The 12,820-nt window shown below is 62.2% G+C and carries 11 protein-coding genes; 10 read left to right on the top strand and 1 reads right to left on the bottom strand.

All coding sequences use genetic code 11. The features are described 5' to 3' along the window. Positions 1-102 precede the first annotated feature (102 nt). The 3 genes from NPS46_RS24240 to NPS46_RS24230 are packed head-to-tail and all read left to right on the top strand — an operon-like array spanning position 103 to position 2,569. Entirely contained in the window at positions 103-1,128 is a 1,026-nt protein-coding gene (locus NPS46_RS24240; RefSeq protein ID WP_274111743.1) for an aminoglycoside phosphotransferase family protein, read from the top strand. Beyond that, complete coding sequence (murU, locus tag NPS46_RS24235; protein WP_274111741.1) at positions 1,125-1,796, top strand: N-acetylmuramate alpha-1-phosphate uridylyltransferase MurU; 672 nt, start codon at positions 1,125-1,127, stop codon at positions 1,794-1,796. The genes NPS46_RS24240 and murU overlap by 4 nt, the downstream gene beginning before the upstream one ends. A 2-nt stretch (positions 1,797-1,798) precedes the next feature. Then, positions 1,799-2,569 carry a TerB family tellurite resistance protein gene (locus tag NPS46_RS24230; protein WP_274111739.1) on the top strand — a complete coding sequence of 257 codons (771 nt, stop codon included), beginning with the start codon at positions 1,799-1,801 and terminating at the stop codon, positions 2,567-2,569. A 66-nt stretch (positions 2,570-2,635) separates the two neighbouring features. Here the strand turns inward: NPS46_RS24230 and NPS46_RS24225 are convergent, their stop codons facing one another. Continuing rightward, positions 2,636-3,649 carry an alpha/beta hydrolase family protein gene (locus tag NPS46_RS24225; RefSeq protein WP_274111737.1) on the bottom strand — a complete coding sequence of 338 codons (1,014 nt, stop codon included), beginning with the start codon at positions 3,647-3,649 and terminating at the stop codon, positions 2,636-2,638. 75 nt (positions 3,650-3,724) lie between these two features. Between NPS46_RS24225 and NPS46_RS24220 the strand changes: the two genes are divergently transcribed. The 7 genes from NPS46_RS24220 (at position 3,725) to NPS46_RS24190 (ending at position 12,771) form a co-directional block, all read left to right on the top strand. Then, positions 3,725-6,118 (top strand): PAS domain-containing sensor histidine kinase, encoded by a 2,394-nt coding sequence (locus NPS46_RS24220; RefSeq protein ID WP_274111736.1) that lies wholly within the window; start codon positions 3,725-3,727, stop codon positions 6,116-6,118. Between the two features lie 85 nt (positions 6,119-6,203). Then, on the top strand, positions 6,204-6,833 hold the full coding sequence (locus NPS46_RS24215) for a response regulator (protein WP_274111734.1): 630 nt from the start codon (positions 6,204-6,206) through the stop codon (positions 6,831-6,833). A gap of 275 nt (positions 6,834-7,108) precedes the next feature. Further along, the gene (locus NPS46_RS24210) at positions 7,109-8,233 is read left to right on the top strand and encodes an ABC transporter ATP-binding protein (RefSeq protein ID WP_274111732.1); all 1,125 of its coding nucleotides are present in this window, start codon (positions 7,109-7,111) and stop codon (positions 8,231-8,233) included. A gap of 81 nt (positions 8,234-8,314) precedes the next feature. Next, positions 8,315-9,361 (top strand): ABC transporter substrate-binding protein, encoded by a 1,047-nt coding sequence (locus NPS46_RS24205; RefSeq protein ID WP_274111730.1) that lies wholly within the window; start codon positions 8,315-8,317, stop codon positions 9,359-9,361. Positions 9,362-9,433: 72 nt separating this feature from the next. Next, the gene (locus NPS46_RS24200) at positions 9,434-10,681 is read left to right on the top strand and encodes an ABC transporter permease (RefSeq protein ID WP_274111728.1); all 1,248 of its coding nucleotides are present in this window, start codon (positions 9,434-9,436) and stop codon (positions 10,679-10,681) included. Between the two features lie 13 nt (positions 10,682-10,694). After that, complete coding sequence (locus NPS46_RS24195) at positions 10,695-11,519, top strand: ABC transporter permease (RefSeq protein WP_274111726.1); 825 nt, start codon at positions 10,695-10,697, stop codon at positions 11,517-11,519. Between the two features lie 103 nt (positions 11,520-11,622). Continuing rightward, the gene (locus NPS46_RS24190; protein WP_274111724.1) at positions 11,623-12,771 is read left to right on the top strand and encodes an iron-containing alcohol dehydrogenase; all 1,149 of its coding nucleotides are present in this window, start codon (positions 11,623-11,625) and stop codon (positions 12,769-12,771) included. Positions 12,772-12,820: the final 49 nt, after the last annotated feature.

The following is a 12,820-nucleotide window of genomic DNA, read 5'->3' as shown; positions in this document are numbered from 1 at the left end:
TCTGCCCGCGGTGTGGGCCGCACGCCTCTCGATGGTCTGAAAAAGATGCTGGATAATAAAGCATGACCCGCTTGACGGCTAGCGCCGTCGGAGACCCTTGTAATGCCTGACCAAGATGTACGCCTGCAACACCTGAAAGTTTGGCTCGACGAACAGTTGGCCGGCTTGTTCCACGCCCAGGGCTGGGGGCGCGTACCCCCGGCCACGTTGACTGCGGCCAGTAGTGACGCGAGTTTTCGGCGGTATTTTCGCTGGGAAGGCGAGGGTCGCAGTTTTATCGTGATGGACGCCCCGCCGCCCCAGGAGAACTGCCAACCCTTCGTCAATATCGCTGCATTGCTGGCAACCAGCGGCATAAATGTGCCGCAAATTTTTGCTCAGGATGTGCCGCGCGGCTTTTTATTGCTCAGTGACCTGGGTCATAAAACCTATCTGGATGTGATTGACGAAGCCAACGCTGACGCTTTGTTCCAGGACGCCCTGCAGGCACTGCTGGCCTTGCAAAAGTTACCCATGGAGGCCGAGCTGCCTAGCTATGACGTGGCTTTGCTACGTCGGGAACTGGAACTGTTTCCCGAGTGGTATGTGCGCCGGCACCTGGGTATTGAACTCGACGCCCATCAACAGGGGCTCTGGCAGCGTGTCAGCGCGCAGCTGATCGACAGCGCCCTGGCCCAGGCCAAAGTGCTGGTGCACCGCGACTATATGCCGCGCAACCTGATGGTGAGTGTGCCTAACCCCGGCGTGCTGGATTTCCAGGATGCGGTGTACGGGCCGGTGACCTACGACGTGACCTGCCTATTTAAGGATGCCTTTCTCAGTTGGCCCGAGGCGCGGGTTCGGGGATGGCTCGAGGATTACTGGCGCCAGGCTGGCGCGGCGGGTATCCCGGTGCCGGCTGATTTCGACGAATTCCTGCGTGCCAGCGACTTGATGGGCGTGCAGCGACACCTGAAGGTCATCGGTATTTTTGCCCGCATCTGCCACCGTGATGGCAAGCCACGCTATCTGGGCGATGTGCCACGGTTCCTGGCTTATATAGAAGCGGTGTTGGTGCGTCGTCCTGAACTGGCCGAACTGGGTGAACTACTCGCCAGCCTGGTGGCCGCGGCCGGAGCCCGGGCATGAAGGCAATGATTCTCGCGGCGGGCAAGGGCGAGCGAATGCGCCCGTTGACGCTGCACACCCCCAAGCCGCTGATCCGCGTGGGTGGGGTGCCGCTGATCGAGTTCCATCTGCGGGCACTGGCTGCCGCAGGTTTCAAGGAAGTGGTGATCAATCACGCCTGGCTTGGCCAGCAGATCGAGGACTACCTGGGCGATGGCCAGCGATATGGCTTGAGCCTGAGTTACTCGGCTGAAGGCGAGCCGCTGGAAACCGGTGGTGGCATCTACCGGGCCTTGCCATTGCTGGGGGATGAGCCCTTTCTAGTGGTCAATGGCGATATCTGGACCGACTGCGATTTTGCTTCGCTGCATCGGCCCATCGCCGGTCTGGCCCATCTGGTACTGGCGGCAAACCCGGCACACCACCCGGCGGGGGACTTCTGCCTGGACGATGGAACGGTCCGCGACGCCGAGGCGGGCGTCGAGACGTTGACTTATAGCGGTATCGCTGTCCTGGATCCTCGGCTGTTCACCGGCTGTTCAGCCGGTGCCTTCAAGCTGGCGCCGTTGTTGCGTCAGGCCATGGCGATCGGGCAGGTCAGCGGTGAGCGTTTGCAGGGGCACTGGGTTGACGTCGGGACGGTCGATCGGCTGGCCGAGGTCGAATCTCTGCTCAAGGCGCGGAGCTAATTATGTTGTGGCCAGGGACTCTGATTGGAGCTGGAGCAGGCTATTTCGTAGCCAGTATTCCGGGGGCCATGCTGGGCGCACTGCTGGGGCAGGCGCTGGACCGCCGTCTGCAATTGCACAGCCTGGCACAGTTGCGCGAGCGGCTGGGTGGGCGTGCGGCGTTGCGCAATGACGAGCTGCTGTTTGTCTTGCTCGGACGCCTCGCCAAGTGCGATGGGCGGGTTGTGGAAGGCCATATTCAGCAGGCACGTGACGAAATGCGCCAGCTGGATATGAGCGAAACCGCGCAGCGCCGGGCGATTGCGGCGTTCAATCGCGGCAAGAATGGCAATGATCGTCTGCGCGGTTACTTACGTCGTCTCAGCAGGCAACCCCATGCGGCCGAGGGCGTCTTGCGCGCGTGCTGGCGGATGGTATGGGCCGATGGCCGGGCTGGGGCGGCCGAGCGCGAACTGGTTCGTCAGTGGGGGCATTGGCTGGGTTGGACACCGCAGCAGCTGCAGGCCCTGGCCAATGACTACGAGCCGCACACCAAACGGGGGCTCGCGGGCAGTGCTGGCGCTTATCAGGAGGCGTTGCGGGTGCTAGGTGTGTCGCAGAGCAGTGAACCGGCGCAGATCAAGCGGGCCTATCGGCGGTTGTTGAGCCGTCATCATCCGGACAAGGTTGCCGGCAGTGGTGCCACTGCGGCCCAGGTGCGTGAAGCGACCGATAAAACCCGCCAGTTGCACAGCGCCTATGCACTGATCCGCGAGCGGCGCGATTTTCGCTAGTGCGCCTGCCGATGTCGGCCGGCGCCGCTGCGCAACTTGGCGCAACGGTGCGGCTGGTTCGCCGGCCTAGGGCTTGTCGACGGGCTGCGGGCTTAGCCAGCCGCGGACCCGGCGGAACAACTGTTCCTGCTGCGCGGCGCTGTTGCCCGGTAGTGCGCTCAAGGCAATCTGGGTAAAGTTCGAGCCCTTGTCGCGCTTGCTGGTCTGCAAGCGCTGCGCGGCACTCTGGCGAGGCAGTGGCTTGTCGTTATAGAAGAAGTCCGCCACCGCCAGCTTCAATGTCGGCAGCAACTGCGTCAAATCGGGCTTGGCCTCTGTGGGGATCTGCGCTGACACCAGCACCAGCTTCTGTATCTGCGGTGGCTGCCGTTCGCTGATGTAGCGGGCGCCCCAGTAGGCGCCTGTACCGTGGCCGAGCAGGACAATGCCGCGGGCGTTCTGTTGCTGGGCATAGGCGATGGCGGCATCCAGACGGGCAAAGATGCGTTCGGCGTCGGCCTTGAGCGGGTCTTCGTGGTTGGCGGCGGCACGTTCGGCAGCCTCATTGGTGGTCTCGGCGCTGGCGGCCTGCTCGATCGGCTGGGTCGCTGCGCTGGCGGCCTCTTTGCTGCTACTGTCCACTGCCGGCGGCTCGGTAGCGGGTGGTTCGGTTGCGATTTTGCGGGGCTGCGCGGCTTCGCTTTGCAGGTCCGGCAGGCTGATGCTCAGGCTGTGCCACTGAGCGTCCGGCAATTTTTGGCGCAAAGGACCGATCACTTGCGGCCAGTCAGCCGTTTCGCCGGCGCCAGGAATAATAATGACGGCGCCGCTCGGTTCACTGGTGTTGGCCGGTTTCCACAGGGCCAGGAAGGTTTCACCGTCAGCAGCCTGCAGCGACTGTTGCTCCTGTTGTGGCACGGTTCGCTCAAGGGCCAGGGCGTCTTCCTCGCTGCGTTCCAGCAGGGGCAGCCGGGCAGGCGGGCTGGCTTCGCTGGCCGGGGCGGCGTCCGGTGCCGGTGTGGCGGTTTCAGCTGCCAGGGCACAAGGTAGGATCAGTGACAGGCACAATGCAGGGAGTGCCGAGCGGTGAGCAAAGGGCATCGCAATTTCCAGGCCAGAAGTAATCCTGGCAGCCTAATGGGTTGTTCAGTATTTGTCAGTGTGTGAGATCTCGGAATGAAGCCTTTTCGTTGTCTGTGGGTGATTGCCTGGTTGTGCCTGCCCTTGATCGCGTGGGCAGGTCCGCCTGCTCCCGGGGTACTGGCGTCGTTGAGCGGCGAGCAGCGCCAATGGCTCGATCAGCATCGCCAGTTGCGCGTCGGGCTGGTGTTACAGGCACCGTATGCGCAGTTCGACCGGCGTTTGCAGCGCTTGTCGGGGGTCAATGTCGAGCTGATGAACTGGTTGGCCAAGAGCCTGCAGGTCGAGCTGGTCTGGCGCCATTTTGCCGACCTGGCCCAGTTGGAAAAGGCCGTGCGCGAAGGCCAGATCGACATTGCCCCCGGCTTGAGCCAAACCCCGGCCGGCCTGCGGTTATGGCAGTTTTCCGATCCTTATATGCGTATCCCGCAATTGGTGGTCGGCGAGCGCAGCGGGGCGCGTGCGGTGGATCTGGAAAAAATCGACGGCCAGGAGCGGGTCGCCGTGCGCATGCCCAGCGCGATTGCCGACTACCTGCGCAGCAACTACACACATTTGAATCTGCAGGGGGTGCCGATTGAGCGCCATGCCCTGCAATTGGTGCTGAGTCGCCAGGCTCGTTACGCCGTGATCGACGAAGCCCAGCTCAGTCGGCTGTCCGCCGAGCCTGAGTTCGCCGATCTGGTGGTGGTCGGCGATATCGGCCTGCCGCAGTTGCTGCGGGTGGCCACGCGGCGCGACTGGCCCGAGCTGGCCGGTATCGTCGAAAAAGCCTTGCACGGCATTGCCCCCAAGGCACTGGAAGAACTGCACAATCGTTGGCTCAAGGCCCAGTACCCCCGTTTGACCGAGTCGCCGGGGTTCTGGCAAAACCTGTGCTTGCTGCTGGGCGCCTTGTTCCTGGCGAGCATGGCAATTGTCACCTGGCAGCGGCGCCAGCAAAAAAGCCTGGAGCAGCGCCTGTTGGTTGCCCGGGAAGATATCGCCCAACGGGCCGCCAATGAAGAGGCGCTGCGCCTGACCCAGTTTTCCATCGACCAGAGCACCGTGGGCATTCTCTGGGTCAATTGGGACAGCCATGTGCGTTATGCCAACCGGGCCGCCGAGGAAATGCTCGGTTATGAGGCGGGCGGGATTCTGGAGCGGCCGCTGATCGATTTCGAACCGAACCTGCACATGGATCGCTGGCTGAGTCTGTGGAAGCGTGCGCGGGCCAGCGACGAGGCCCCGCAAAGTTTCGAGACGCAGTGCATTCGGGCCGACGGCAGCATCTTGCCGGCGGATGTGTCGCTGAGCTTTCTGCGCTTTCGCGACAGTGAATATCTGGTGGTCTATCTCAACGATGTCACTGAGCGGCGGCGGGCACAGGCCGCGCTGCAGGAAAGCCAGGCGCGGCTCAAAGGGATTGCGGCCAACGTGCCCGGGCTGGTGTTTCGCCTGGAACGGGTGCCGCTGACCGGCGAACTGCACTTTCCCTACATCAGCGAAGGCAGCGAAAGCCTGGTGGGGTACTCGCCGGCCACCCTGTGCCACCCTGATATGGGCCTGCGCAACCTGGTGCATCCGGATGATCGTGGCGATTATCACGTGGTGCAGGACCGCGCCCTGGACAGTGACAGCGATTGGACCTGGCAGGGGCGGATCCTGACCCGTGAAGGGCTGCAACGCTGGGCCGAGATCAAGGCGATTACCCGGCGCCTGGACGATGGCAGTGTGGTCTGGGACGGCATTGTCTGGGATATCAGCGAGAGCAAACGTATCGAGCTGGAACTGGCCAGCTCCCGGGAACAGTTGCGCGAGCTGTCGGCGCACCTGGAAAGCGTGCGCGAAGAGGAGAAGGCGCGTATTGCCCGGGAAGTCCATGACGAGCTGGGTCAGATGCTGACGGTATTGAAACTGGAGACCTCGATGTGCGAGCTGGCGTATGCCCAGCTCGATCCCGGGCTGAATGAACGGCTCAACAGTATGAAGAAGCTGATTGCCCAGCTCTTTCAACTGGTCCGGGATGTGGCCACCGCACTGCGCCCGCCGATCCTCGATGCGGGCATCGGTTCGGCCATTGAGTGGCAGGCCCGCCGTTTTGAGGCGCGCAGCCATATTCCCTGCCTGGTGCAGGTGCCCGAAACCCTGCCCACCCTGAGCGATGCCAAGGCCATCGGCCTGTTCCGGATTCTTCAGGAAGCGCTGACCAATGTGCTGCGCCATGCCCAGGCGCATACCGTCGAATTGACGCTGGTGATCGAAGGCAACGAATTGTGCCTAAGCATCAGCGATGATGGCGTAGGCTTTGTCCGTAAGCCGGGCCGGCCGACATCCTTCGGTGTGGTCGGCATGCGTGAGCGTGTCCTGATCATGGGCGGCAGCCTGACGCTGGACAGCCAGCCGGGCGAGGGCACCACCCTGAGCGTGCGAGTCCCCTTGGATCTGTAGACACGGGCAGTGCGTCGTAGCGAATGTCCCCCTCAATCGCCACCAACCGGGCATCCGCCCGCTAGATAACCACCAGGAGAACCCAGTGATCCGTGTATTGGTAGCCGAAGACCACACCATCGTTCGTGAAGGTATCAAGCAGTTGATCGGCCTGGCCAAGGACCTCCAGGTGGTGGGTGAGGCCGGCAATGGCGAGCAGTTACTCGACGCGCTGCGCCAAACCCCTTGTGAAGTGGTGCTGCTGGATATCTCGATGCCTGGGGTCAACGGCCTTGAGGCCATTGCGCGCATTCGTGCGTTGAGCAATCCGCCGGCGATCCTGGTGTTGTCGATGCACGACGAAGCGCAGATGGCCGCCCGGGCCTTGAAGGTTGGCGCTGCCGGCTATGCGACCAAGGACAGCGATCCGGCGCTGCTGCTGACGGCGATCCGGCGAGTGGCGGGCGGCGGGCGTTATATCGATCCGGACCTGGCCGACCGGATGGTCTTCGAAGTCGGGCTGACCGACACCCGCCCCCTGCATACGCTGTTGTCGGAGCGCGAATTCTCGGTTTTCGAGCGCCTGGCCCAGGGCGCGAATGTCAACGATATTGCCCAGCAGTTGGCGCTGAGCAGCAAGACCATCAGCACCCACAAGGCGCGGCTGATGCAGAAGCTCAAGATCACGTCACTGGCTGAACTGGTGAAGTACGCCATGGAGCACAAGCTGCTTTAAGCATCGCCCCCGATGTCCGTCTGCCCACCGGGCGGCATCTACCGATGGCTGAGGCGCATACCTGTTTACGACGCTTTTTGAGCGCGCCCCGTCCGCGCGGCACGCGCTGGGGCGATCGCGACCTGGGCACATATCAAATTGCGCCATCTCTGTAGGGCGTTCCCTACAAGAAACCCTCCATAGCCCTGAGGCAATTCTCTCTTGCCTCCCGATTTGCGCGCGTTGCCGGCTTGATTAGTCTTTAGTTACGGCAGTCCAATACAAAAGGTGTGGGTATGAGCGAGGTTGATTCAAGCGCTGGGGCGAACGATGTACTGGTCAGTTTTCGTGGCGTGCAAAAGAGCTACGACGGCGAGAACCTCATCGTCAAAGACCTCAACCTGGAAATCCGCAAGGGCGAGTTTCTCACCCTGCTCGGTCCCTCGGGGTCGGGCAAGACCACCAGCCTGATGATGCTGGCCGGTTTCGAGACGCCCACCGCCGGCGAGATCCAGCTGGCAGGGCGCTCGATCAACAATGTGCCGCCGCACAAGCGCGATATCGGCATGGTGTTCCAGAACTATGCGCTGTTCCCGCACATGACCGTCGCCGAGAACCTGGCATTCCCCCTGACGGTGCGCGGCCTGAGCAAGACCGACGTCAGCGAGCGGGTCAAGCGCGTACTGAGCATGGTGCAGCTGGATGCCTTCGCCCAGCGCTATCCGGCGCAATTGTCCGGCGGGCAGCAGCAGCGCGTCGCACTGGCTCGGGCTCTGGTGTTCGAACCGCAACTGGTGTTGATGGACGAACCGCTGGGCGCTCTGGATAAACAGCTGCGCGAGCATATGCAGATGGAGATCAAGCACCTGCATCAGCGCCTGGGCGTGACCGTGGTCTACGTGACCCACGACCAGGGCGAAGCCCTGACCATGTCCGACCGCGTGGCGGTGTTCCACCAGGGTGAGATCCAACAGATTGCGCCCCCGCGCACGCTCTATGAAGAGCCGAAGAACACCTTTGTCGCCAACTTTATCGGTGAGAACAATCGCCTTAACGGCCGTCTGCTTAGCCGCACGGGCGAGCGTTGTGTGGTCGAGCTGGCGCGGGGCGAAAAGGTCGAGGCGCTGGCGGTGAATGTCGGTCAGACCGGCGAGCCGGTGACCCTGTCGATCCGCCCTGAGCGGGTCAGCCTCAACGGCTCCAGCGAGTCCTGCGTCAACCGGTTTTCCGGTCGGGTGGCGGAGTTCATTTACCTGGGCGACCACGTTCGGGTGCGCCTGGAAGTCTGTGGCAAGACTGATTTCTTCGTTAAACAGCCGATTGCCGAGCTGGATCCGGCACTGGCCGTTGGCGATGTGGTTCCGATTGGCTGGCAGGTCGAGCACGTTCGCGCGCTCGACCCGTTGCTGGAAGCCAACTAATAGAAGCGAATCCGTATGCGCTTGCACCGCAGCGGTGATCGCCTCGTGCTTCACCAACCTGCACTGTGGAGAGAAGAATAAATGTCAAAATCCCTGAAGCTGACGGCCCTGTCCCTGGGGCTGATGTGTGCGGCCAATGCGATGGCTGCGACCGATCTGACCGTGATTTCCTTTGGCGGTGCCAACAAGGCCGCCCAGACCAAGGCGTTCTACGCGCCCTGGGAAGCCCAGCCGGGCAACGGCAAGATCGTTGCGGGTGAGTACAACGGTGAAATGGCCAAGGTCAAAGCCATGGTCGACACCAAGAGCGTGTCCTGGGACCTGGTGGAAGTCGAGTCGCCCGAGCTGTCGCGCGGCTGTGACGAAGATATGTTCGAGCCCCTCGACCCGGCCTTGGTCGGCAATACCGCGGATTACATCCCGGGTGCCGTCCAGCCTTGTGGCATCGGCTTCTTTGTCTGGTCGACAGTGCTTGCCTACAACGCCGACAAGGTCAGCACGGCGCCGAGTGGCTGGGCGGACTTCTGGGATACCAAGAAATTCCCGGGCAAGCGCGGTCTGCGTAAAGGCGCCAAGTACACCTTGGAATTCGCCTTGATGGCCGATGGCGTTGCGCCCAAGGATGTCTACAAAGTGCTGGCCGGCAAGGATGGCCAGGACCGTGCCTTCAAGAAGCTCGACGAACTCAAGCCGAATATCCAGTGGTGGGAGGCCGGTGCTCAGCCGCCGCAATACCTGGTGTCCGGCGATGTGGTCATGAGCTCGGCCTACAACGGTCGAATTGCGGCGGTGCAGAAAGAAAGCAATTTGAAGGTGGTCTGGAACGGCGGGGTCTATGACTTCGACGCCTGGGCCATTCCAAAGGGCCTGGACAAGGCGCGCGCCGAAGCGGCGAAGAAATTCATCGCTTTCTCGGTGGCTCCGCAGCAGCAGAAGACCTTCTCGGAAAACATTGCCTATGGTCCGGCCAACACCAAGGCCGTTCCGCTGCTCGACAAGGCGATCCTGAAAGACATGCCGACCACCCCGGAAAACATCGCCAACCAGGTGCAGATCGACGTCAGCTTCTGGGCTGACAACGGCGAGCAGTTGGAGCAGCGCTTCAACGCCTGGGCTGCCAAGAAGTAAGTCTGCGTTACCGAAAGCGCGGTGCCAGGTGTTCGCTGGCGCCGCTTCGTTTAAAGATTGCCGGAGTTTGTCATGGCCATTTCCGTTCCCGTGAACGAGGTCACCAGCCCCACCCTGAAACAGCGCCTGGCGCGTGCCGAGCGGGTCAATCGCTGGAAGGCCCAGGCCTTGATCGCACCGTTGGTGCTGTTTCTGCTGCTGGTGTTTCTCGTGCCGATCGTGGCGCTGTTGTACAAAAGTGTCGGCAACCCGGAAGTGGTGAATGCGTTGCCACGCACCGTCACCGCGATTGCCGGTTGGGACGGCAAGGGTTTGCCTGGCGAACCGGTCTACCAGGCCATCAGCGAGGACCTGTCCGAGGCACGCAAGAATGCGGTGCTGGGCGATCTGTCCAAGCGCCTGAACATGGAACTGGCCGGCTATCGCAGCCTGCTGACCAAAACCGCGCGCGCCTTGCCGTTCAAGAGCGAGCCGAGTGCTTATAAAGATGCGATGGAAAGTCTCGACGAGCGTTGGGGCGACCCGGCGTACTGGCAGGCGATCCGGCGCAACACCAGCAGCATCACGCCGTTCTACCTGCTGGCGGCGGTCGATCATCGAATCGACGACCTGGGTGAGGTGGCCGCAGCCACACCTGACCAGGCGATCTATCTGGATATCTTTGCCCGTACGTTCTGGATGGGCCTGGTCATCACCGCCGTCTGCCTGGTGCTGGCTTACCCCCTGGCCTATCTGCTGGCGAACCTGCCGGCACGCCAGAGCAACCTGCTGATGATCCTGGTGCTGCTACCGTTCTGGACCTCGGTCCTGGTGCGAGTCGCGGCCTGGATTGTGCTGCTGCAGTCGGGCGGCCTGATCAACAGTACGCTGATGAGCATGGGGCTGATCGACAAACCGCTGGAGCTGGTCTTCAACCGGGTCGGTGTCTATATCTCCATGGTCCACATTCTGCTGCCCTTTATGATCTTGCCGATCTACAGCGTGATGAAGGGGATTTCACCTACCTATATGCGTGCCGCTATTTCCCTCGGTTGCCATCCGTTCGCCAGTTTCTGGCGGGTGTACTTTCCGCAGACCTACGCGGGGGTGGGCGCCGGTTGCCTGCTGGTCTTTATCCTGGCCATTGGTTACTACATCACCCCGGCGTTGCTTGGCAGCCCGAACGATCAGATGGTCAGCTACTTCGTCGCGTTCTACACCAACACCAGCATTAACTGGGGCATGGCCACGGCGCTCGGCGGTCTGCTGTTGCTGGCGACGGTCGTGTTGTACCTGATTTACAGCTGGCTGATTGGCGCCAGTCGCCTGCGCCTGAGCTAAGGAGAGAGTCGAAATGCTGAGCCCCTACATGTCGCCCGTCGAGCGGGTCTGGTTCTACAGCTTGCGCATTCTCTGCGGGCTGATCCTGTTGTTCCTGATCCTGCCGGTGCTGGTGATCATTCCGCTGTCATTCAACTCGGGCAGTTTTCTGGTCTATCCGCTGCAAGGGTTTTCCCTGCACTGGTATCAGGACTTCTTCGCTTCTGCGGAGTGGATGCGCGCCCTGAAGAACAGCATCATCGTGGCCCCGGCGGCGACGGTGCTGGCAATGGTCTTCGGTACGTTGGCGGCCATCGGCCTGACACGTGGCGAGTTTCCTGGCAAGGCCCTGGTCATGGCGCTGGTCATCTCGCCGATGGTGGTGCCGGTGGTGATCATCGGTGTGGCCAGCTACCTGTTCTTCGCGCCGCTGGGGCTGGGCAACAGTTTCTTCTCGCTGATCGTGGTGCACGCGGTCCTCGGCGTGCCCTTTGTCATCATTACCGTGTCGGCGACCCTACAGGGCTTCAACTACAACCTGGTCCGCGCTGCGGCGAGTCTGGGCGCATCGCCGCTGACAGCCTTTCGCCGGGTGACTTTGCCGCTGATTGCACCGGGGGTGATTTCCGGGGCCTTGTTCGCCTTTGCCACGTCTTTCGATGAGGTGGTAGTCACACTGTTTCTCGCCGGGCCTGAGCAGGCGACCCTACCTCGGCAGATGTTCAGTGGCATTCGCGAAAACCTCAGCCCTACCATCGCTGCCGCTGCGACCCTGCTGATTGCCTTCTCGGTGATCTTGCTGCTGACCCTGGAGTGGTTGCGCGGACGGAGCGAGAAACTGCGTACGGCTCTGGTGTAAGGCCGGGGGGATCGTTGCGGCCTGGCGGCCACGAGAAATTGCGGCTTTTGGGAAATCTCCAGCTACGCTTGCCCCTGCCCACTTTGGAGAAGAGGCCGAGATCATGCGTATCGCTGCATTCAAGATCGCCCACAAGTTGCTGACGGGCCAAGGAGCCATTGAACAACTGGCCGCCGAGCTGACCCGCCTGGATATCGATCACCCTTTGATCGTCACCGATGCGGTCCTGGTCAAGTCGGGAACCGTGGATCTGGCTCTGGCCCATCTGGGGGGACGCGAATACCGGGTGTTTGACCGGGTACTGCCTGACCCGGAGGTGGCCATCGTCGAGGACTGCATGCGCGTCTATCGCGAGGGTGGTCATGATGGGTTGATCGGCCTGGGCGGTGGCAGTGCGATCGATATCGCCAAAAGTGTTGCGGCCTACGCGGGCTATCACGGTGAGTTGCAGGACCTGTTCGGCATCGATCAGGTCCCGCGCAAGGGGCCGCCGCTGATTGCCATCCCGACCACTGCGGGAACCGGTTCGGAAGTGACCAATGTGGCGATCCTGTCGGATCGTTCCACGCATTCGAAAAAAGGCATCGTCAGCGATTACCTGTTGCCGGATGTCGCGCTGGTCAGCCCGCAGATGACCCTGACCTGTCCGCCGGGCGTCACGGCCTCCAGCGGGGTCGACGCCCTGGTGCACGCCATCGAGGCGTACCTGTCACTCAATGCCTCACCCATCACCGATGCCCTGGCCCTCGATGCCATTCGCTTGATCGCCGGGGCGCTGCCCAAGGCCTATGCCAACGGCAGCAATCTGCAGGCCCGCGAAGATATGGCCACCGCCAGCCTGATGGCCGGCATGGCGTTTGGCAACGCCGGCGTCGGCGCCGTGCATGCGCTGGCGTATCCCCTGGGCGGCAACTTCAATATTCCCCACGGCGTGAGCAATGCCATGCTGCTGCCCCATGTGATGACTTGGAACAAGATGGCCTGCGTCGAACGCATGCAGGATATTGCCGCCGCCATGGGCGTCAGGATCACTGGCTTGAGTGTGCTCGAAGCGGCCGATCAGGCGGTGGCTGCGATGTCCACATTGTGCGCGGCACTGGATATTCCCACTGGCTTGCGTGACTTCGATGTGCCTCGGGAGGCAATCCCGGCCATGGCCCGCGAGGCCGCGCAGACCGAGCGATTGATGCGCAATAACCCGCGCCGGTTGAGTGCCGCGGACATCGAGAAAATCTACCAGGCCGCGTATTAGAGCTGCGGCCAATCATCGCGGCTACGGTGCGCGGGGCAAAGCATGAGGT

Origin of the sequence: Pseudomonas putida (genome assembly GCF_028682395.1) — a bacterium.
Taxonomy (GTDB): Bacteria; Pseudomonadota; Gammaproteobacteria; order Pseudomonadales; family Pseudomonadaceae; genus Aquipseudomonas; species Aquipseudomonas putida_AB.
Note: the sequence above shows the minus strand (reverse complement) of the source record. Positions and strands in the feature narration are given on the sequence as shown.